The 21,674-nt window shown below is 67.9% G+C and carries 18 protein-coding genes and 1 other RNA gene; 18 read left to right on the top strand and 1 reads right to left on the bottom strand.

Annotated features, from left to right (window positions below; genetic code table 11):
* Positions 1-161: 161 nt before the first annotated feature.
* A complete protein-coding gene (locus tag Q0982_RS14580) occupies positions 162-698 on the top strand; it encodes a cysteine hydrolase family protein (RefSeq protein ID WP_299396747.1) in 537 nt (178 codons plus the stop codon).
* Between the two features lie 14 nt (positions 699-712).
* A complete protein-coding gene (locus Q0982_RS14585) occupies positions 713-1,459 on the top strand; it encodes an N-acetylmuramoyl-L-alanine amidase (RefSeq protein WP_299396748.1) in 747 nt (248 codons plus the stop codon).
* A 9-nt stretch (positions 1,460-1,468) separates the two neighbouring features.
* On the opposite strand, the gene Q0982_RS23810 is transcribed toward Q0982_RS14585, so the two are convergent.
* Positions 1,469-3,589: a family 16 glycosylhydrolase gene (locus tag Q0982_RS23810; protein ID WP_322097035.1), complete on the bottom strand. Its 2,121-nt coding sequence runs from the start codon at positions 3,587-3,589 to the stop codon at positions 1,469-1,471.
* A gap of 254 nt (positions 3,590-3,843) precedes the next feature.
* Here Q0982_RS23810 and rnpB point away from each other — a divergent pair.
* The 16 genes from rnpB (at position 3,844) to ftsA (ending at position 21,622) form a co-directional block, all read left to right on the top strand.
* Positions 3,844-4,254, top strand: an RNA gene (gene rnpB, locus Q0982_RS14600) — RNase P RNA component class A.
* A 471-nt stretch (positions 4,255-4,725) separates the two neighbouring features.
* A complete protein-coding gene (gene mraZ / locus Q0982_RS14605) occupies positions 4,726-5,190 on the top strand; it encodes a division/cell wall cluster transcriptional repressor MraZ (RefSeq protein WP_299396749.1) in 465 nt (154 codons plus the stop codon).
* Entirely contained in the window at positions 5,187-6,224 is a 1,038-nt protein-coding gene (gene rsmH / locus Q0982_RS14610) for a 16S rRNA (cytosine(1402)-N(4))-methyltransferase RsmH (RefSeq protein ID WP_322097036.1), read from the top strand. The genes mraZ and rsmH overlap by 4 nt, the downstream gene beginning before the upstream one ends.
* On the top strand, positions 6,221-6,643 hold the full coding sequence (locus Q0982_RS14615) for a hypothetical protein (RefSeq protein WP_299396750.1): 423 nt from the start codon (positions 6,221-6,223) through the stop codon (positions 6,641-6,643). Before rsmH ends, Q0982_RS14615 begins: the two co-directional genes overlap by 4 nt.
* Positions 6,640-8,421, top strand: coding sequence for a penicillin-binding protein 2 (locus Q0982_RS14620; RefSeq protein ID WP_299396751.1), 1,782 nt, complete (start codon positions 6,640-6,642; stop codon positions 8,419-8,421). Before Q0982_RS14615 ends, Q0982_RS14620 begins: the two co-directional genes overlap by 4 nt.
* 25 nt (positions 8,422-8,446) lie before the next feature.
* Positions 8,447-9,886 carry a UDP-N-acetylmuramoyl-L-alanyl-D-glutamate--2,6-diaminopimelate ligase gene (locus tag Q0982_RS14625; RefSeq protein WP_299396752.1) on the top strand — a complete coding sequence of 480 codons (1,440 nt, stop codon included), beginning with the start codon at positions 8,447-8,449 and terminating at the stop codon, positions 9,884-9,886.
* On the top strand, positions 9,883-11,310 hold the full coding sequence (locus tag Q0982_RS14630; protein ID WP_299396753.1) for a UDP-N-acetylmuramoylalanyl-D-glutamyl-2,6-diaminopimelate--D-alanyl-D-alanine ligase: 1,428 nt from the start codon (positions 9,883-9,885) through the stop codon (positions 11,308-11,310). The genes Q0982_RS14625 and Q0982_RS14630 overlap by 4 nt, the downstream gene beginning before the upstream one ends.
* Before the next feature lie 15 nt (positions 11,311-11,325).
* Positions 11,326-12,414: a phospho-N-acetylmuramoyl-pentapeptide-transferase gene (gene mraY / locus Q0982_RS14635; protein WP_299396754.1), complete on the top strand. Its 1,089-nt coding sequence runs from the start codon at positions 11,326-11,328 to the stop codon at positions 12,412-12,414.
* A gap of 13 nt (positions 12,415-12,427) precedes the next feature.
* Entirely contained in the window at positions 12,428-13,843 is a 1,416-nt protein-coding gene (murD, locus tag Q0982_RS14640; protein WP_299396755.1) for a UDP-N-acetylmuramoyl-L-alanine--D-glutamate ligase, read from the top strand.
* Positions 13,840-14,964, top strand: coding sequence for a putative lipid II flippase FtsW (ftsW, locus tag Q0982_RS14645; protein ID WP_299396756.1), 1,125 nt, complete (start codon positions 13,840-13,842; stop codon positions 14,962-14,964). Before murD ends, ftsW begins: the two co-directional genes overlap by 4 nt.
* Positions 14,961-16,124 carry an undecaprenyldiphospho-muramoylpentapeptide beta-N-acetylglucosaminyltransferase gene (gene murG, locus Q0982_RS14650; protein WP_299396757.1) on the top strand — a complete coding sequence of 388 codons (1,164 nt, stop codon included), beginning with the start codon at positions 14,961-14,963 and terminating at the stop codon, positions 16,122-16,124. The genes ftsW and murG overlap by 4 nt, the downstream gene beginning before the upstream one ends.
* Positions 16,121-17,563 (top strand): UDP-N-acetylmuramate--L-alanine ligase, encoded by a 1,443-nt coding sequence (murC, locus tag Q0982_RS14655; RefSeq protein WP_299396758.1) that lies wholly within the window; start codon positions 16,121-16,123, stop codon positions 17,561-17,563. Before murG ends, murC begins: the two co-directional genes overlap by 4 nt.
* Entirely contained in the window at positions 17,560-18,504 is a 945-nt protein-coding gene (gene murB / locus Q0982_RS14660) for a UDP-N-acetylmuramate dehydrogenase (RefSeq protein WP_299396759.1), read from the top strand. Before murC ends, murB begins: the two co-directional genes overlap by 4 nt.
* Positions 18,497-19,432: a D-alanine--D-alanine ligase gene (locus tag Q0982_RS14665; protein WP_299396760.1), complete on the top strand. Its 936-nt coding sequence runs from the start codon at positions 18,497-18,499 to the stop codon at positions 19,430-19,432. Before murB ends, Q0982_RS14665 begins: the two co-directional genes overlap by 8 nt.
* Positions 19,420-20,310, top strand: coding sequence for a cell division protein FtsQ/DivIB (locus Q0982_RS14670; RefSeq protein ID WP_299396762.1), 891 nt, complete (start codon positions 19,420-19,422; stop codon positions 20,308-20,310). Before Q0982_RS14665 ends, Q0982_RS14670 begins: the two co-directional genes overlap by 13 nt.
* A 46-nt stretch (positions 20,311-20,356) precedes the next feature.
* Complete coding sequence (ftsA, locus tag Q0982_RS14675; RefSeq protein WP_299396763.1) at positions 20,357-21,622, top strand: cell division protein FtsA; 1,266 nt, start codon at positions 20,357-20,359, stop codon at positions 21,620-21,622.
* The last annotated feature ends 52 nt before the right edge of the window (positions 21,623-21,674 follow it).

Consider the following 21,674-nt stretch of genomic DNA (forward strand, 5'->3'; position numbering starts at 1 on the left):
CGGGGCCGTCGTTTCATCGGGATCGACCTTCTCCTTCCGGCGGAATGCCGGACCACCGGTCACATTGCCGTCTGCCAAGGGATGCTCGAAGGCCCTAGGCTCGCAGCGTCTATCTACCAAAAGGCGAGCTTAATCCCGAGATGCTAGCAAGCAAGTCCGTAATGATTCCCATCGACATCCAACAGGCCTTCGACAACCCGCGTTGGGGACGGCGCAACAACCCGTCGATGGAGCGTCATGCCCTGGCGCTGATAGCGGCGTGGCGAGACGCCGGCAGGCCGGTTGTCCACGTGAAGCACAATTCGGTCGAGCCCGACTCCACGCTGCGTCCGGAGCGGCTGGGCAACGCCTTCAAGTCCGGCTTCGGGCCTCAAGGCGAAGAACCCTTGATCGAGAAGACCGTGAACACGGCCTTCATCGGCACCAGCCTCGAGGACGACCTGCGCCGAGAGGACATCGAACAGGTGGTGATCTTCGGCTTTACCACCGACAAATGCGTCTCGTCCACGGCGCGGGCCGGGGCCAACCTGGGCTTCGAAGTGGTGGTCGTCGCCGATGCCTGTGCCACCTTCGACCTGCAGGCCCGGGACCGGCAGACGATCCCCGCCGAAGTCATCCATCGTGTCCACCTGACCACCCTGCATGCAGAGTTCGCAAGGGTCGTCGACAGCCCGGCGGTTCTCTCTGCGCTCGGCTGAGGAGGTTCCAGCACTTGACTCGGGCGCGTCAGACCGTCACCACACGGTCCATGAGCGCCCTTTCGATCCTCCAGCGTCCCTCGCCGAACCACGACCCCCGGCCGGAGGGGCAGTCCGTGGACATCCTGCTGCTGCACTACACCGGGATGCAAAGCGGCGCGGCAGCGCTGGAGCGCATGTGCGACCCCGAAGCCAAGGTCAGCGCGCATTACTGCGTGGAGGAGGACGGGCGCGTCTTTCGGCTGGTCGATGAAGACCGCCGCGCCTGGCACGCCGGCGTCGCGCTCTGGCAGGGGGCGAGCGACATCAACGCCCGCTCCGTCGGCATCGAAATCGTCAATCCGGGCCACGAGCTCGGCTACCGCGCCTTTCCCGCGGCGCAGATGGCGGCGGTAATCCAGCTCGCCAGCGACATCGTCGCGCGCCATCCGATCCCGCTGGCGCGGGTGCTCGGCCATTCCGATGTCGCGCCGCTGCGCAAGGAGGACCCGGGCGAACTCTTCGACTGGCCCGGGCTGGCCGCCGCCGGCATCGGCCTCTGGCCCGGCGCGCACAGGCAGGCCGAACCGCTATCCGCTGCTGACGTGGCTTCGGGCCTCAGCACCGTCGGCTACGGATACGTGGAAGAGGACCTGCCGGCGGTCATCCGCGCCTTTCAGCGCCGCTACCGGCCGGCCGCCGTGACCGGCGAGGCCGATGCGGAAACCTGCGGACGTCTGGCCGGGCTGCTGTCGCTTCTGCGGACCGCCGGCACCGTCTAGGCGCCTACGTCAGCTCGTCGAAGAGATCAGGATCTGCGTCTCCGCGTCGTTCACCAGGTCGGTGAGCGAGTCGACGGCACCGGTGCCCGCCTTGGCAAAGACCACCGAAGCGCCGTTGTCGAAGTTCACCACCACCGACTTTCCGGCGCCCTTGTCGGTGACCGATGACACCGAAGCCAGCAGATCGTCCAGATCCACGTCGGAATCATCGTCGCGGTCGACGAGGTCCCGGAAGGACAGCTTGTCGCCCCACTTGTTGAAGTCGGAAATGCGGTCATCGCCGTCGCCGCCCGCCTGATCGAGGCGGCCGAACACAAAGGTATCGGCCATGCCGCCGCCGGTCATGCGGTCGTCGCCCAGGCCACCCTCGATGCGGTCGCGCCCACCGTTTCCGGTCAGTCTGTTGTCGCCGTCGTCGCCGACCAGGGTGTCGTTGCCCTTGCCGCCGAGGGCATTCTCAATGGAGATCAGGGTCTCGAGGTCGCCGCCGCCGCTGGCCTCGCCGGCATCCAGATCGATCAGCCAGTCCTTCGTCTCGGTCGTGTAATCGACAGTATCGATACCGGCTCCGCCATCCAGGGTGTCGCTGCCCGCTTCGCCGCGCAGCGTGTCGTTGCCGCCCTGACCCAGGAGGCGGTCGTCGCCAGCGCGGCCCAGCAGCATGTCCTCGCCGGCACCGCCGCCGAGGACGTCGTCCTCCACGCTGCCCACGATCCGGTCGTTACCGGAGAGATCGCGGTCCGGATCATAGGTCGCTCCTTCGAAGGAGTAGGCACGGATGTAGTCGACCTTGAGGCTGCCCAGGGTGTCCTGGCCCTCCGCGGGCGCGCCGGCAAAGCCGCCGACCGCGAGGTTGACGATCATGTACATCGGGTCGTGCATGTCATCGGGGGTCTCGGTGCGCGCCACCTCGACGCCATCGAAGTACCAGACGATCTCCTCCGCACCCCACAGCGCTCCGTAGGTATGGAAACCGGAGGTGTCGGCGACCTTGGCGATGTTGATATCGCGGGTATGGCTGCCGGTCGCCTCGGAATGGGCGGTCATCACCAGTTCGGTCGGGTTCTGGCCGCGCATCTCCAGAACATCGAGCTCCGGTGGCCAGCCGCCGTCGGCGGGCAGCAGCCAGAAGGTCGGCCAGAGCCCCTTCTGATCCGGCACGTCGGCGCGGATCTCGTAGTAGCCGTAGGTCTGCGCGAAGCTTTCGTAGGTGGTGAGCATGCCCGAGGTGTAGTCATAGCCGTTGATCTCGGGCTTGATGTTGGATTCCGCCCGCTCGGCGGTGATGGACATCACCCCGTTGTTGACGCTGAAGGGATTGGCGCTGGCGGTCGGCCCGTAGTCGTGGTCGATGTACCACTGCAGTTCTTCGTTCAGGGTCGTACCGTTCTCCGCCCCCCACCAGTAGTTCGAATCCCAGGTCCCGCTCTCGCCGTCCCAGAGGTCCAGGCTGTTGAAGTTGTCGGAGAAGGTCAGCTTCAGGCCGGAGCGGTCAAGGCCGACCTGAAACTGGCTGGCGTCCAGATCTGCAGCCCTGGTGTCGGCAAGCACCAGAAACTCTCCGTCGCCGAGCCCGATCCGCAGGTCGTCGCCGACCTGGGTGGCCTTGTTCAGCACATCGTCAAAGGACTTGAAGCTGTGGCCGGCCAGGCGCACGACATCCTGGCCCTGAAGATCGAGGATCAGGTCGCTGCCCATGCCTTTCTCGATGACAAAGACATCGGCGCCGGCCCCGCCTTCAAGAACGTCGTCGCCGGCCCGGCCGTCCAGGGTCTGGCTACCATCCGCGCCGGTGATGATGTTGTCAGCGTCGTTGCCGAAGGCGTAGCGGCCGTCGCCGGTGACCACGAGGTTCTCGATGTGGTCCGGCAGACTGTAGTTCATCCAGGTCTTGACAGTGTCGACACCGGAGTTGGCGTTTTCGACCGCGCGGTTGCTGCCGGCATAGAGATTGTAGAAATCGTCGCCGCCCTTGCCGTACATCGTGACGGTGACACCGGCGTCGCCCCAGAAGATCTCGTTGGCGTCGGTTCCCTGGAGTTGCGGCGTACCGTCGTTGGCGGAAAGATGGGTCTCAGCGGCAGCGCTGTAGGAAAGGGGAACTCCCCTGGCGTTCAGGACTGTGCTCATATGGCTTCGCGATCCTGCGTTTCATGTGTTGCACAAGCCTTCCCTGTAGCCGCCGCAGCCGTCTCCCCCGGTCTGTCGACGGTCGTTCTGTCTTTGAAGACGCAGTTCTGACGGCTCTACTCCATGGACGCAACCCAAGGTCACTCTTTGCCACATCTTTCCCCTAGAGATTACCAAAGTGTTAACAGACTCTTTACGACCCTCTTCACGGGCGGTGGTTGACGCCCGCCGGCAGACGGCCTAGCTAGCAGGGGCCAGACGGCCGGATGGCCGCCTTTGCCGCCGCTCTGCGGCGGTGGGGGAGGAAAGTCCGGGCTCCACGGAGACAGGGTGCCGGGTAACGCCCGGCGGGGGCGACCCCAGGGAAAGTGCCACAGAAAGCAAACCGCCGGCCCCGAGGCTTTCGGGCCCCGCGCCGGCAAGGGTGAAAGGGTGCGGTAAGAGCGCACCGCGCCTCCGGCAACGGCGGCGGCAGGGCAAACCCCACCCGGAGCAAGATCAAGTAGGGACGGCCGGGCCAGCCCTTTCGGGGGCGGGGCCAGGCGGGTTTTCGCGCCGCCGTCCGGGTCGATCGCGCGAGGCGTCCGGCAACGGGCGCCCCAGATGAATGGCCATCCCCGTGCGCAAGCGCGGGACAGAACCCGGCTTACAGGCCGTCTGGCCCTTTTTACTGATAAAAATCAATACATTGCGGACGGCTGCGCCGCAAACGCCGGCATCGGTCAGGTGCGGGCCGCCGTGCCCGGCAATTCCCTGGCGGCGGCGGTCGAAATCAAGCTTCAATCCGATTGGAACGAAAAAAGAACATATTGTCGCCCCAATCTCTTGTCACTCTTACTTGTGGATATTCTGAACTGACCCACAAGGACTGGCATCAGTACAGAAAAATGCCCCGGAATGAATGCTTTAAGCTCTTGTTAACCCGCAATAATTACTTGTTGCGGCATTGACACCCATGAAATCCCATGATATCCCAAATCATCCCATTTAAGGGGTAAGCTACGGCGATTTTTGCCGGATCGTGGGGCCGGAAAGCGCAGCCCAGGAAGACCTGGGAGGACCGGTGATGTGGACAGGGCGGCCCGAGGAACGGCCAGACCTGGGCAACGGCTGGAAAGGAGCCGCGGGGGTAAGAGGTGGCAGTCTTTATTGGCACCTTCGAGAACAAGGTGGATCAGAAGGGGCGGGTCTCCGTCCCTGCTGTCTTCCGCCAGTCACTCGCCGGCCTGTCGTTCAGCGGCATCGTGGCCTTCCGCTCGCACCGCGCCGATGCGATCGAGGGCTGCGGCATGGACTTCATGGAGCAGATGATCGCCCGGGTGTCGGAGATCGACCTGTTTTCGGAAACCCACGACGACCTGGCGACCACGGTCTTTTCGGACTCCCAGCAACTGCCCTTCGACGGCACCGGTCGTATCATGCTGCCCCAGGGCTTTCGCGAACACGCCGGCATCACCGACCGCGCCGCCTTCGTCGGCATGGGTCAGCTTTTTCAGATCTGGGAGCCCAGCGCCCTGGAACGCCACAAGGCCGCCGCCCGCGACCGCGCCCGCACACAACGCCTGACCATCCCCGCCGGCGGGGGCGGAGGGTCGCGATGACGGAGCGCAGCGACATGCCCGGGGGCGCTCACAAGCCGGTTCTGCTCGCCGAAGTGTTGGAAGCCCTGGCGCCGCGCGACGGCGCCATTTACGTTGACGGCACCTTCGGCGCCGGCGGCTACAGCCGCGCGATCCTGGAGGCTGCCGACTGCACCGTCTGGGGCATCGACCGCGACCGCCAGGCGGTCCGGCGCGGGCGCCGGCTGGCCGAACGCTATCCCGGCCGGCTGCACATCCTCGAAGGCCGCTTCGGCGAGATGGAAAGCCTGCTGAACGGGCGCGTCACCCAGCCCGTGGACGGGATCGCCCTCGACCTCGGCGTTTCTTCCATGCAGTTGGACGAGCCGGAGCGCGGCTTTTCCTTCCGTTTCGACGGTCCCCTGGACATGCGCATGGAAGGCCCTCACATCGAAGGCCGGGCCGACGCAGAAGCGCAGGACACGCGGCCAAGCGCCGCCGAGGTGGTCAATTCCCTGCCGGAAGCGGAGCTGGCCGACATTATCTATCGCTTCGGCGAGGAGCGGCGCTCGCGGCAGGTGGCGCGGGCCATCGTCGAGGCGCGCCGCGACAAGGCGATCACCCGCACCGGCGAGCTGGCGGAGCTGGTGCGCGGCGCGGTGGCGTCGGGGCCGCGGCGCGGCGGCGCAAAGGCCATCGACCCTGCGACCCGGACCTTTCAGGCCCTGCGCATCTATGTGAACGACGAACTGGGCGAGCTCGAGCGCGGGCTGGAAGCGGCCGAGGCTTTGCTGGCGCCGGGCGGCCGGCTGGCGGTGGTGTCCTTTCATTCCCTGGAAGACCGCCAGGTGAAACACTTTCTGCGGGAGCGCAGCGGCAAAACCGCAGGCGGGTCCCGCCACCTTCCGCCCGCACAAGCTGATGCGCGCAGCCAGCCCACCTTTCGCCTGCTGTTCCGCGGCAGCAGGCGCGCCGGCGAAGCGGAGTGCCGGGACAACCCCCGCGCCCGCTCGGCCCATCTGCGCGCGGCCGAACGCAGCGCCGCCCCGGCGCAGCGGGAAGCGAGGCCGTCATGAGGCGCTTTGTCATTTTCTGCTGGGTGCTCGCCGGCTCGGTCACCGCCCTCACTCTTTTTCAGATCAAGCAAGAGGTGACGGAGTTGGAGGCGGAGATCAAAACCGTGCACCGCGACATCCTGCGAGACCAGGAAGCCATCCACGTGCTGGAAGCGGAGTGGAGCTACCTGAACAACCCGGCGCGGATCGCAACGCTGGCCGAACGGCACCTGCAACTCGGCCCGATCCCGGCTGATCGGGTGATCGGCTTCTCCGACCTGCCCTTCCCGGAAGAGAACGGTGAAGAAAGCCCCGGCGAGATCGAAAACGCGCCCGCACCGCCCGTGGCCGGCGGTACCGCCACGCTGGTGACGGCGCCCACGTCCTTTGAGGTCCCGGCATCCGCCGGGGCGTCCTACCGGGGAGGGCTTGCCCGATGATCCGTCGCTATCTCGTCCGCTCGCAGTCCAAGCCTCTGCCGCCGGCAACGCCCGCCGATCTGCCCAGCTTCGACCTTCAGGGCGGACGCCCGGCCGAGCTGCGCCTCGAGGGCACCCGCAAGCAGGCCCTGGAGACCGGGCGCACCCGGCTGCTGGTCGCGGCGGTGAGCTTCGCGCTGGCCTTCAGCCTGATCGGCTGGCGCCTCGTCGACCTCGGCCTCATGACCGACCGCCACGAACCCTCCATCGCCCGCTCGCTGGGCAGCGAGGGCCTGGAGACCGGCCGGGCCGACATCGTCGACCGCAACGGCATCGTGCTGGCGACGACGCTGCCAACGGCATCGCTCTATGCCAATCCGCGCCATGTCCGCGACCCGGAGGCGGCGGCCGAGCGGCTGGCCGCAGTGCTGCCGGAGGTCAGCCCGGCCCAGCTCGGCGCCAGACTGGCGAGCGACCGTTCCTTCGTCTGGCTGCAGCGCAACCTGACGCCGCGCCAGCAGTACGCCGTCAACCGGCTCGGCATTCCCGGTCTCTACTTCCAGCGCGAGCACCGCCGCTTTTATCCGCATGGGGCCCTGGCCCCGCACGTCGTCGGCTTTACCGGCGTCGACAACCAGGGCCTGGCCGGCATCGAACAGTCCTTCGACGACGTGCTGCGCGCCTCGGCCAAGCCGCTGCAATTGAGCCTGGACATCCGCATCCAGCACATCCTGACCGAGGAACTGGCGCAGGCCATGACCACCTTCAGCGCCATCGGCGCCGCCGGCGTGGTGATGGACGCCCGCAGCGGAGAGGTCGTCGCCCTGGCGTCGCTGCCCAGCTTCGACCCCGCCAAGCCCGCCTCCGCGCCCGCCGACGCGCGCTTCAACCGGGCCAGCCTGGGCATCTACGAGATGGGCTCGGTCTTCAAGATCTTCACCGCCGCCATGGCCCTGAATGAAGGGGTTGTGGCGCTGAACGACGGCTATGACACGCGCAAGCCGATCCGGATTTCGCGCTTCACCATCCGCGACTTCAAGCCCAAGAACCGCTGGCTCTCGATCCCGGAAATTCTGATGTATTCCAGCAACATCGGGACGGTTCACATGGCCATGGACGCGGGCACGCCGGTGCAGCAGGCCTTCCTGAAGCGCCTCGGCCTTCTGCAGCCGGCCAGCATCGAGCTGCCGGAAGTCGGCCAGCCCCTGATCCCCTCGCCCTGGCGGGAGATCAACACCATGACGATCTCCTTCGGGCACGGCCTGGCCGTCTCCCCGGTGCAGCTCACCGCGGCCATGTCGGCCATGGTCAACGGCGGCACCGAGGTGCGCCCGACCCTGTTGAAGCGCGATCCCGAGCGCGTGACCGCCGGCAACCGCCTGATCTCCGAGTCGACCTCGGCCACGGTCCGCCAGCTCATGCGTCTCGTCGTGTCGCAGGGGACGGCGCGCAAGGCCAACGCCGAGGGCTATATCGTCGGCGGCAAGACCGGCACCGCCGAGAAGCTGGCCGGACGCGGCTATTCCCGCAACTCACGCATCGCCTCCTTCGTTGGCGCCTTTCCCATGACCGCACCGCGCTACGTGGTCTTCGTCATGGTCGACGAGCCCAAGCCGACCAAGGAAACCCATGGCTATGCCACCGGCGGCTGGGTCGCCGCGCCGGTGATGCGCAGCATCGTCGAGCGCATGGGGCCGCTTGTCGGCGTCATGCCCCGGGGTGATGGCGAAGCGATGATCGCCGACCTGCTGATGGAAGTGAACAAGAGCGTGGAAGGGCGCCAGCTTGCGTCTAACTGACCTGCTCGCAGAGGAAGAAAACAGAATGCAGCCCGAAGCGGCTTTGGCAGAGGTGAACATCAGCGGACTGACGGCGGACAGCCGGCAGGTCGCCGCCGGTTACCTCTTTGCCGCCCTGCCGGGCAGCCAAGCCGACGGCCGCGACTTCATTCCCCAGGCGCTGGACAAAGGCGCCGCCGCCATACTGGCGCCGAAAGGCACCACGTTGCCCGCCGGCGCGCCGGCCGTCGCCCTCATCACCGACGACAACCCGCGCCGGCGCCTCGCCCTGCTGGCCGCCCGCTTCTACCAACGCCAGCCGGCAACGGCCACCGCCGTGACCGGCACCAATGGCAAAACCTCGGTTGCGAGTTTCACCAGCCAGATCTGGCATGCCCTCGGCCACGAGGCTGCCAGTCTCGGGACGCTCGGGCTGCAGCCGCCGCGCGCCGACGCGCCGGCCTCGCTCACCACGCCCGATCCGGTGGAACTGCACCGCTGTCTTGCGTCGCTGGCCCGTGATCGCGTCGATCATGTTGTGCTGGAAGCCTCAAGCCATGGACTGGACCAGTTTCGACTGGACGGGATCCGGGTCAGCGCCGCAGCCTTCACCAACCTGACGCGTGACCATCTGGACTATCACGGCAGCATGGAGGCCTATCTGGCCGCCAAGATGCGGCTCTTCTCGGAACTGCTGCAGCCCGATGGCACGGCGATCGTCAATCTGGACGACCCGGCCGGTGCAAAGGTGGTCGACGTCTGCCGGGCCCGCGGCCTGAAAGTCCTCACCTACGGCAAAGCGGTCTCCGACCTGCAGTTGCTGAAACAGACGCCCACGGCAACCGGCCAGGACCTGGCCCTCAAGCTGCTGGGGCGCGAAATGACCGTGTCGCTTGGCGTGGCCGGCGCCTTTCAGGCCGGCAACGTGCTGGCGGCTCTGGGACTGGTAATCGCCGGTGGCGAGGACCTGGACCGCGCCGCCGCCACGCTGTCCGGCCTGGAAGGCGTCCCCGGCCGTGTCGAACTGGTGGGCGAAACCGCCGCCGGCGGGCACGTCTATGTCGACTACGCCCACACGCCCGATGCGCTGGAGACCGTGCTGCTCGCGCTCAGGCCGCACACCCGCAACCGGCTGGCGGTCATCATCGGCTGCGGCGGCGACCGCGACCGCGGCAAGCGCCCTCAGATGGGCGCCATCGCCGTGCGCCTGGCCGACAAGGCCTACATCACCGACGACAACCCGCGCAGCGAGGAGCCGGCGGCGATCCGCCGGGAGATGCTGGCCGCGGCACCGGAAGCAGAAGAGATCGGCGATCGGGGGGCGGCCATCGCCGCCGCGGTGGCCGCGCTGGGTTCGGGCGATGTCCTGGTCATCGCCGGCAAGGGCCATGAAACTGGCCAGATTGTTGGGGGACAAGTCTTGCCGTTTGACGACCGCGACGTCGCCCGAACCGCCATTCAAGCCGCTGCGGAGGCCAGGCCATGATCGAAGCCGGCCTCTGGACCGCGGAAGAGGTGGCCCAGGCCACCGGCGGCCGCCTGACCGGCGACTGGCAGGCCAGCGGCGTCTCCATCGATTCCCGCAGCATCGACGCGGGCGACCTCTTCGTTGCGCTGAAGGGACCCAGCTTCGACGGCCACGACTATGCCGGCAAGGCGCTGAAGGCCGGCGCCGCCGCAGCCATGGTGCATCGCCGCGCCGACGGGATCGACGAAAGCGACCCGCTGATCATCGTCGACGATACCTTCGCCGCGCTCTGGCGCCTCGGCACCGCGGCGCGCGAGCGCACCAAAGCGCGCCTGATCGCCGTCACCGGGTCGGCCGGCAAGACCGGGGTCAAGGAGGCGCTGCGCCACTGCCTGGAACCGCAGGGCCTCACCGCCGCCAGCGTCGGCAGTTTCAACAACCACTGGGGCGTGCCGCTCAGCCTCGCGCGCATGCAGCGCAAAGCAGTCTACGGCATCTTCGAGCTCGGCATGAACCACGCCGGCGAAATCAGCGAGCTGACGGCCCTGGTCCGCCCCCACGTCTCGATCATCACCAACATCGAGCCGGCCCATCTCGGCAACTTCGACTCCATCGCCGGGATCGCCGATGCCAAGGCCGAGATCTTCGAGGGCATGGATGCCAACGGCTATGCCGTGCTGAACCGGGACAACGCCTTTTTCCATCACCTGCGCGACAAGGCGGAGGCAGCGGGGCTGAGCCGCATCCTCAGCTTCGGCCGCCATGGCGAGGCCGACACCCGGGTGATCGAGGAATCGCTGCATGCCACCTGCAGCTCCGTGAAGGCTCTGGTGCGCGGGGTGGAACTGGATTACTGCCTGACCATGCCCGGCTCGCACTGGGTGATGAACTCCCTGGCCGTCCTGACGGCCATCGGCGCGGCCGGCGGCGACGTGGCCAAGGCCGCCGCGCAGCTTGCCAGTCTGCTGCCCATCAAGGGGCGCGGCGAACGCCACAGCGTGGAGCTGGCCGGCGGCAGCTTCAAGCTGATCGACGACAGCTACAACGCCAATCCGACCTCCATGCGCGCGGCCTTCGAAGTGCTGGGCCGCTCGACCGTCGGCGATGGCGGACGCCGCATCGCGGTGCTCGGCGACATGCTGGAACTGGGCGATCAGTCGCAGGAAATGCATGCCAGCCTCAGCGAAGCGCTCAAAGACAGCGGCATCGATCTGGTCTTCACCTGCGGGCCGGACATGGCGGCCCTTCACAAGGCTCTTCCGCAGAAGCAGAGCGCCGCCCACGCCGAAGACTCAAAGACGCTCGCCCCCCAGGTGGCGGAGGCCGTCAGACCCGGCGACAGCGTGCTTGTGAAAGGTTCACTGGGATCGCGCATGGCCGTGGTGGTCGAAGCGTTGCTCGCACTCGGCGCGGACCTGCCCCGCGCCGCCAACGGACAGTAAGGGGATAGCACCGCGATGCTCTTTAACCTGCTCGCCCCCCTGGCCGACGAGCACATCGTCTTCAACCTGTTCCGCTATCTCACCTTCCGCAGCGGCGCAGCGGTGATCACGGCACTGGTCATCTCCTTTCTGCTGGGACCGCGCATCATCGCCTGGCTGAAGTCGAAGCAGGGCGAAGGCCAGCCGATCCGCGAAGACGGGCCGGAGGCGCATCTGCTGACCAAGAAAGGCACCCCGACGATGGGGGGCTTCCTGATCCTGATCGCCATCACGATTTCCACCCTGCTCTGGGCCGACCTGACCAACCCCTACGTCTGGGCCGTGCTGCTGGTCACCGTCGGCTTCGGCATGATCGGGTTCTTCGACGACTACCTGAAGCTCACCAAACGCTCCAGCGACGGCCTGCCGGGGCGCCTCAAGCTGCTGATCCAGGTCATCATCGGCACCGCTGCCGCGGTCTGGGTGTCCTACATCGCACCGCCGCAGATGGCGACCCATCTGGCGGTGCCCTTTCTGAAGGACCTGCTGATCAACCTCAGCTGGTTCTTCGTGCCCTTCGCCGTCTTCGTGATGGTCGGCGCCTCCAACGCCGTGAACCTGACCGACGGTCTGGACGGTCTCGCCATCGTGCCCGTCATGATCGCCGCAGGTTGTTTTGCCTTCATCGCCTACCTGGTCGGCAACGCTTTCTTCGCCAACTACCTTGAAGTCCACTACGTGCCCGGTACCGGGGACCTCGCGGTCTTCTGCGGCGCGCTGGTCGGGGCGAGTCTGGGCTTCCTCTGGTTCAACGCACCCCCGGCCATGGTCTTCATGGGCGACACCGGCTCCCTCTCCTGCGGCGGGGCGCTGGGCTCCATCGCGGTGGTGACCAAGCACGAGCTGGTGCTGGGCATCATCGGCGGGCTCTTCGTGCTGGAAACAGTCTCGGTGATCGTCCAGGTCGCATCCTTCAAGCTGACCGGAAAGCGCGTCTTCCGCATGGCGCCGCTGCACCACCACTTCGAGAAGAAGGGCTGGGCCGAGCCCACCATCGTCATCCGCTTCTGGATCATCGCCTCCGTCCTGGCGCTGGCCGGGCTTTCCACCCTGAAGCTGCGGTGAGGCCGGCCGGACGATGATCGACCTCTCCTTCTTCTCCGGTCTGCCCGTTGCCGTTCTCGGCCTCGGCAAGTCGGGCATGGCCGCGGCCAGAGCCCTTCAGGCCGGCGGCGGCGAGGTCTGGGCCTGGGACGACAGCGAAGACCAGCGCGCCGCAGCGCGCGCGGCGGAGATCCCGCTGGTCGACCTCAACCAGGTGAACTGGCAGGAGGTGACGAGCCTCATCCTCTCGCCCGGCATTCCCCACACCCACCCTGAGCCGCACCCGGTGGTGGAGGCGGCGCGCGCCCACAATGTGGAGATCATCGGCGATATCGAACTGCTGGGCCGCGCCCAGCGCAACGCGCGCTTCCTGGGCATCACCGGCACCAACGGCAAGTCCACCACCACGGCACTGGTCGGTCACATCCTGCAGCTTGCCGGGCGTGCGGTCGCGGTGGGTGGCAATCTGGGCACACCGGCGCTGACCCTGGAGCCGCTCGACCTCGAAGGCATCTACGTGCTGGAGATGTCGTCCTACCAATTGGAGCTCACGCGCTCCATCACCTTCGACGTGGCGGTGCTGCTGAACGTCAGCCCCGATCACCTGGAGCGCCACGGCGGCTTCGACGGCTATGTCGCTGCCAAGCGCATGATCTTTCACCGCCAGACCAAGCCGCGCAGCGCCGTCATCGGGGTCGACGACGAGACCTGCTCTGAGATCTACGGCGCCCTCAAGGCGGCCGACGAGCAGGAGGTCATCCCGATCTCCGGCCAGCGCATCGTGCCAGGCGGCGTCTACGTCGAAGACGGCGTGCTGATCGACGACATGGACGGCGCCCGGGTCCCGGCGCTGGACCTGAAGGAGATCGCCAGCCTGCCGGGCGTCCACAATTGGCAGAACGCAGCGGCTGCCTATGCCGCCTGCCGGGCCATCGGGGTCGACGCGCCGGTGATTGCCGCCTGCCTGCGCAGCTTTCCGGGTCTGCCGCACCGCCAGGAGATTCTCGACGTCATCGACGGCGTGCCCTTTATCAACGATTCCAAGGCCACCAACGTCGAGGCGGCGGCCATGGCACTGGCCTGCTACGACAGGATCGTCTGGATCGCCGGCGGCCGCGCCAAGGAAGGCGGCCTCGCCGGGCTGGAGCGTTACATCCCCCGCATGGTCCACGCCTTCCTCATCGGCGAGGCGGCGGAGGAGATTGCGGGCGTCCTGAAGGACCGGGTGCCCACGACTCTCAGCGGCCGCCTGGAAGAGGCGGTTCCGGCTGCAGCGGCGGAAGCCGCGCGCCATCCCGGCGCCGTGGTGCTGCTGTCGCCGGCCTGCGCCTCCTTCGATCAGTACCGCAACTTCGAGATCCGCGGCGATGCCTTCCGCGACCTCGTGGCCGCGCTGCCCGGCAAACGCGGCGACATCGGCGCTGCCTTCAGCCCGGAAGGTGCGTCATGAGCAGCTTTGCGCGCACCGACACCAGCCTGCTGGGCCGCTGGTGGTGGACCGTCGACCGCTGGACCCTGCTGTCGCTGATCGCACTGATGGGCTTCGGCGCCGTGCTGATGCTGGCCGCCTCCCCCGCCGCGGCGGAGCGCATCGGCCTGAAGTCCTTCCAGCTCGCCAGCCGGCAGATCGTTCTGCTGCCCTTTGCCGCGGCCTTGCTGATCGCTGTCTCCCTCGCGACCCCGCGCTGGGTGCGCCGCATCGCCTGCGTCGGCCTTTTGGGGTCGGTCGTTCTGCTGATCGTGACGCTCTTCGTCGGGCCGGAGATCAAGGGGGCGACGCGCTGGATTTCCCTGGGCGGCGTTTCCATTCAGCCGTCCGAGTTCGCCAAGCCCTGCTTCGCCGTCGTCGCGGCCTGGATGTTCTCCCTGAAGTCGGAGGAGACCGGCGTGCCCGGCGCCAAGATCGCCATCGCCCTCTGGCTGATGATGGTCGCCCTGCTGCTGCTGCAGCCGGACGTGGGACAGGCGGTGCTGCTGACCGCCATCTGGGGTACCCAGGTCTTTCTGGCCGGCCTGCCGCTGGCCTGGATCGCGGTGCTGGCCGTGGTCGGTGCCGGCGGCCTCGTCGCCGCCTACTTCGCGCTGCCCCACGTCTCCGCCCGGGTCGACAGCTTTTTCGATCCGGCCGCCGGCGACCGCTACCAGATCAACCGCTCCATCGAAGCCTTTATGAACGGCGGCCTCCTCGGCCGCGGACCTGGCGAGGGCACCGTCAAGGCACAACTGCCCGACGCCCACTCCGATTTCATCTTCGCGGTGGCCGGAGAGGAACTGGGGCTCATCGCCTGCCTTCTGATCCTCGGGCTCTTCGCCTTCGTGGTGCTGCGCGGCTTCGCCCGCCTGCTGCAGGAGAACTCGCTGTTTGTTCTGTTGGCGGCCAGCGGCCTTCTGGTCCAGTTCGGCCTTCAGGCCTTCATCAACATGGCTTCGACCCTGCACCTCGTGCCCACCAAGGGCATGACCCTGCCCTTCCTCAGCTACGGCGGCTCGTCGCTGATGGCGCTGGCGCTGGGCATGGGCATGCTGCTGGCGCTCACCCGGCGCCGGGTCGGCGGGGAGGCAAAGCCATGACCGAAACGGCGAAGCTTCCCAAAAAAGTGGCGCTGGCAGCCGGCGGCACCGGCGGTCACATGTTCCCGGCCCAGGCGCTCGCCCGCGAGCTGCTGGCGCGCGGCGTCGAGGTCATGCTCGTGACAGACCAGCGCGGCGGCGGCTTCGGCCCAGACCTGCCGCAGGTGGAGACCTTCCGCATTCCCGCCGGGGCTATGGCCGGCGCCGGGCTGACCAAGAAGCTGAAGTCGGTCACGCAGCTTGCCCTCGGCTATCTCCAGGCGCGCGGCCACCTGAGGCGCAGCGGGGCGGAGGTTGCCGTCGGCTTCGGCGGCTACCCCTCGGTACCCACGATCCTGGCGGCCGCCCACCGGGGGCTGCGGGTGATCCTGCACGAGCAGAACTCGGTGTTCGGGCGCGCCAATCGCCTGCTGGCGCCGCGCGCCGATCTGCTCGCCATCTCCTTCGAGCAGGTCGATGGCGTGAATGCAGGCGACCGCGACAAGCTGCGCATCACCGGCAATCCGGTGCGCGCTGCTATCGCCGCCATCGGCGCACGGCCCTATGCGGTGCCCAACGAGCAGGATGCCCTGCGTCTGCTGGTTGTCGGCGGCAGCCAGGGCGCCCGGGTCTTCAACGATGTGGTCCCCGCCGCCATCGCCAAACTGCCCGAGGCGCTGCGCCGTCGCCTGACGGTGCATCAGCAGGTGCCCGGCGACGCCGGCGACGCCGTCGCCAAGGTCTACACCGACTGCGGCGTCGCCCACGACCTCGCTCCCTTCTTTGACGACGTGCCCGAGCGGCTGGCGGCGGCCCACCTGGTGATCAGCCGCGCCGGCGCCTCCACCGTCACGGAACTGGCCGCCGCCGGACGTCCGGCGGTGATGGTGCCCTACCCCTTGGCGACTGACGATCATCAGACCGGCAACGCCCAGGCCCTGGTGGAGGTCGGCGGCGGCTGGCTGATGCCGCAGTCCGGCCTGGATGCGGAGAGCCTCTGCGACCGCCTGACCTCGCTGTTCTCGACGCCGGCCTTGCTGGGTCGCGCCGCCTCCTGCGCGCGGGCCGCCGCCCACCTGAACGCCGCCGGCGATCTGGCGGACCTGGTCTGTGGCATCGAAAACGGCGACGGCGGGCGCCTGCGCCCGGGCACCCATCCGGGCAAGGAGGCCGCCGCATGAGAGGCCTGCCCCTGAACCTCGGCATCATTCACTTCGTCGGCATCGGCGGCATCGGCATGAGCGGCATCGCCGAGGTGCTGTGCAATCTGGGCTATCAGGTCCAGGGCAGCGACATGTCGGAGAACGCCAACGTCCAGCGTCTGCGCAGCATGGGCGTGGAAATCTTCGTCGGCCATCGTGCCGAGAACCTGGGCGACGCCCAGGTCGTGGTGATCTCCTCCGCCATCAAGGCCGGCAACCCGGAAGTCGACGCCGCGCGCCAGCGCTTCGTTCCCATCGTGCGGCGCGCCGAGATGCTGGGCGAGTTGATGCGCCTGAAGTGGTCGATCGCCGTCGGCGGCACCCACGGCAAGACCACCACGACCTCCATGGTCGCCACGCTGCTGGACGGCGCGGGTCTGGACCCGACCGTCATCAACGGCGGCATCATCAACGCCTACGGCACCAACGCGCGGCTCGGGGCCGGCGACTGGATGGTGGTGGAGGCCGACGAAAGCGACGGTTCCTTCGTCAAGCTGCCGGCCACCATCGCGGTGGTCACCAACATCGACCCCGAGCACATGGACTTCTACGGCAGCGAAGAGGCCCTGCACGGCGCCTTCGAGGCCTTTGTCGAGAACATCCCCTTCTACGGCTTCGCCGTGCTCTGCATCGACCATCCCTCGGTGCAGGCCCTCATCGGGCGCATCGAAGACCGCCGCATGATCACCTATGGGGTCAGCCCGCAGGCGGACTACCGTGCCGAAGACATTCGCGTCGAAAACGGCGGCCTGACCTTCGATGTTGCGATTGCCGAGCGCGGCGGCGGCGGCGAAACGCGGATGGCCGGCCTGCACCTGCCGATGCTGGGCCAGCACAATGCGATGAACGCCCTGGCCGGTGTTGCCGTCGCCCGCGAGATGGGGCTGGAAGACGACAACATCCGCAAGGCGCTCTCGGGTTTCGGCGGCGTGAAGCGGCGCTTCACCCGCACCGGCGAGGCCGGGGGGATCACGGTGATCGACGACTACGGCCATCATCCGGTGGAGATCTCCGCCGTCCTGGCCGCAGCACGGCAGGCTGCCGAAGGCAAGGTGGTCGCGGTGGTTCAGCCGCACCGCTACAGCCGCCTGGCGGACCTCTTCGAGCAGTTCTGCACCTGCTTCAACGATGCCGATACGGTGATCGTCGCCGATGTCTATGCCGCCGGCGAAGAACCCATCGAAGGCGCCGACCGCGACGGCCTCGTCGAGGGACTGCGCGCCCGCGGCCACCGCCAGGCCGTCGCGCTGGACTCTCCCCAGGCCTTGGCGCCACTCGTCAACGACTTGGCGGCTGCGGGCGACCTCGTCGTCTGCCTGGGTGCCGGCAACATCACCGCCTGGGCCAACGCCCTGCCGGCGGAACTGCAGGCGCTGCAGGGCGGCGCATCCCCCTCTTCCGCCGGAGGGGGGCAATGACCGCGATGGCAGCCATGCAAAAGGACCGCCTGATCGACCGTCTGCCGGCCGTACGCGGGCGCCTGAGCGAACAGGCGCCGCTCAGCCAGGTCACCTGGTTCCGCGTCGGCGGCCCGGCCGAGGTGATGTTCCGCCCGGCCGACCGCGAGGACCTGCTGGCCTTCCTCGGCGGCAAGCCGGAGGACGTGCCGGTCACCGTTCTGGGGGTCGCCTCCAACGTCCTGATCCGCGACGGCGGTCTGCCCGGCGTGGTGGTCCGCCTGGGCCGCGGCTTCGCCGACATCGAGGCCGAGGCCGGCGACCTGCTCTGCGGTGCCGCCGCCCTCGACATCAACGTGGCGACCAGCGCCAAGCTCTTCGGCATCGCCGGGCTGGAGTTCCTCTCCGGCGTGCCCGGCACCATCGGCGGCGCCCTGCGCATGAACGCCGGCGCCTACGGCAAGGAGATCAAGGACGTCCTGGTCTGGGCCGAAGCCGCCGACCCGGAAGGCGGTGTCCACCGCCTGGGCCTCGACGACATGGGCTTCGAATACCGCCGCTCGGCGCTGCCGGCCGACTGGATCGCGCTGGGCGCGCGCCTTGCCGGCGAGCCCGGCGATCCCGAACTCATCGAAGCGCGGATCCGCGAGATCCAGCGCCAGCGCGCCGAGAGCCAGCCGCTGAAGACCCGCACCGGCGGCAGCACCTTCAAGAACCCGCCGGGGCACAAGGCCTGGCAGTTGATCGACGCGGCCGGCTGCCGGGGCCTCACGGTCGGCGCCGCCATGGTCTCGGAGAAGCACTGCAACTTCCTGATCAACACCGGAACGGCAACCGCCGCAGAGCTGGAAGCGCTGGGCGAAGAGGTTCGCCGCCGGGTGAAGGACGACAGCGGCGTGGAGCTGGAATGGGAAATCCGCCGCCTCGGCATCCCCGCAGCCGCGGGAGGCGGCCATGGCTAAATCGGTCGCCGTCCTGATGGGCGGTCTCTCCGCCGAGCGGGAGGTCTCGCTGAATTCCGGCCGGGCCTGCGCCGCAGCCCTGCGCGAAGCGGGCTATGACGTGAGCGAGATCGACGTGTCGCGCGACATGGGCGCCCTGGTGGCGGCGCTGACGCCGGCGCCGGATGCCATCTTCAACGCCCTGCACGGCCGCTGGGGCGAGGACGGCTGCGTCCAGGGTCTGCTCGAACTGCTGCAGATTCCCTACACCCACTCCGGCGTGCTGGCCTCGTCGCTGGCGATGGACAAGGTGATGGCCAAGACGGTCGTCGCCACCGCCGGCGTGACCAGCCCCGAGGGCCGGGTCATCAAAGCCAAGGACCTTGAAAACGGCGACGACCCGCTGCCGCGGCCTTACGTCGCCAAGCCCCTGCGCGAAGGCTCCAGCGTCGGCGTGCGCATCGTGCGCGAGGGCGACAATCAGCCGCCGATCACCGTGCACGGCTGGCGCCCCGAGCAGGACATTCTGGTCGAACCCTTCATTCCCGGACGCGAATTGACCGTCAGCGTGATGGGCGACCGCGCCCTGGCGGTTACCGAGATCCGCCCCCTTGGCGAAGGCTTCTACGACTATGACGCCAAGTATTCCGAGGACAACACCGTGGCGGCGGTGCATGTCGTGCCGGCGGAGATTCCGGAAAGCACTTACGACGAGGCCATGTCCGCCTCTTTGGCCGCGCACCGGGCGCTCGGCTGCCGCGGGGTCAGCCGCTCCGACTTCCGCTACGACGACACCGCCCGCCAACCGGGCGACCTCTACTACCTGGAGACCAACACCCAGCCGGGCATGACCGCGACCAGCCTGGTGCCCGAGCAGGCCCGCCACATCGGCCTGTCCTTTCCCGAACTCTGCGCCTGGATGGTGGAGAACGCTGCATGCGATTCCTGAACCCCTTTGCCCGCAACACCAAGAAGACCAAGGCCGCCGGCGGCAAGCGTGGAAAGCGCGGCAAGCGGAGCCAGCGCCGTGCGCCTGCGCGGATCAGCTGGCGTCTGGTCCGCCGCCTGGTGCCGGCCGGCGCCGCGGTCGCAGTGGTCGGCGGAGTCGTCTGGCTGTGGCAGGACGGCTGGTTCGGACGCCAGGCCGACGCGCTGCAGGCCGCCGCACTGCAGGGTACGGCCGACATCGGTCTCAGGGTCGAGGACGTGCTGATCGAGGGGCGTAACCGGACGGCCGGCGATGTCATCCTGGCGCGCCTGGGTCTGGAACGCGGCCTTCCCATCCTCTCTGTCGACCCGCAGCAGGCCAAAGAGGCGCTGGAGGCCCTGCCCTGGGTGCAGCAGGCCAGCGTGCAGCGCCAACTGCCGGACACCGTCTACATCCGTCTGCAGGAACGCGAGCCCATGGCGCTCTGGCAGGAGCGCGGCAAGGTGACGGTGATCGACCGGCGGGGAAGCGTCATTCAGGGCATCGACCCGCGCCGCTTTGCCCACCTGCCCCTTGTGGTCGGTCCGGATGCAGCCAGCCATGCCTCCAAGGTCATTGCCGTGATGAACAGCGAGCCCGAACTGCGCGAACGCGTGACCTCGGCGGTCCTGGTCGCCGGGCGGCGCTGGAACGTTCAGATCGAAGGCCGCATCGACGTGCGCCTGCCGGAGGACGACGCGGCGGCCGCCTGGGCGCAGTTGGCCGAAATCGAGCGCCGGCAGGGCCTGCTGTCGCGCGACGTGGTGGTGATCGACCTGCGGCTTCCGGACCGTCTGGTGGTCCGTACCTCGCCGGACAGCGATCTCGAGGGCAGTGCCGAAGAGGGTGAAAACACGTGATCAGTCTCAATCCGCTGACGCAGACGAAAGGAGCAGAGGTCGCAGAATGAGAAAAGGCCTCGTCAAAGGCGGCGTTGTCGCAGCGTTGGATATCGGCAGCAGCAAGGTCTGCTGCTTCATCGCGCGCGTTGACGACAACGAGGTGCCGCGGGTTATCGGCATCGGCCAGCAGATCAGCCGCGGCATCAAGAGCGGTGCCATCATCGACATGGACCTGGCCGAAACCTCGGTGCTGAACGCCGTCCATGCCGCCGAGCAGATGGCCGGCGAAACCATCGACCGGGTCGTCGTGAACCTTTCCGGCGGCTATCCGGCCTCGACGACCGTCGGTGTCGAAGTCTCGCTCAACGGCCACGAGGTCGGCGAGGCCGACCTGCGCCGGGCGCTGGAGCACGGGCATCAGACCCAGGTGATGCGTCAGCGCGAGGACCACGGCCGCCAGCTCATTCACTCCATCCCCACCGGCTATTCCATCGACGGCAGCCGGGGCATCCGCGACCCGCGCGGCATGTACGGCGAGCACCTGGGCGTGCACATGCACATCATCACCGCAGCCTCCGGCGCGGTGCGCAACGTCGCCACCTGCATCCAGCGATGTCACCTCGACCCGGTGGCATTTGTCGTCTCGCCCTACGCCGCCGGTCTCGCCAGCCTGGTCGACGACGAGCGCGAGTTGGGCGTGACCGTCATCGACATGGGCGGCGGCACCACCACCATTGCCGTGTTCTACGAAAACAACGTGATCTTCACCGACGTCATCCCGGTCGGCGGCAACCACGTGACCAGCGACATCGCCCGCGGCCTCTCGACATCCTTGGCGCACTCGGAGCGCATGAAGACGCTCTACGGCCATGTCGTCGCCGTGCCGACCGACGAGAACGAGCTGATCGACGTTCCCCAGGTCGGCGAAGAGGACAGCGCCGAGTCGCAGCAGATCCCGCGCTCGCTTCTGGTCGGCATCATTCAGCCGCGGCTGGAGGAAACGCTGGAGCTCGTGCGTTCGCGCCTCGAACTCAGCGGCTTCGACAAGATCGCCGGCCGCCGCGTCGTGCTGACCGGCGGTGGCTGCCAGTTGCCGGGCACCCGCGAACTGGCGTCGATGGTGCTCGACAAGCAGGTGCGCATCGGCCGGCCGGTCGGCGTGCTGGGCCTGGCGGAAGCCACGTCCGGCCCCGCTTTCGCCACCTGCTCGGGCCTACTGAAATATGCCGTCACGGCGGATGCCGCAGTGCCGGGCGAAGCCTCTCTGGAGGCACAGGAGATGGGCGGCCTGATCGGCCGCCTGGGGCATTGGTTTCGTGAGCACTTTTAGAGGTTTTTCAGCAGCTATGCGGACGTTCCGGCCGGATCGGAGCAACGAGAAC

The sequence above is a fragment of the Pelagibius sp. genome (assembly GCF_028281305.1).
Taxonomy (GTDB): domain Bacteria; phylum Pseudomonadota; class Alphaproteobacteria; order Kiloniellales; family Kiloniellaceae; genus Pelagibius.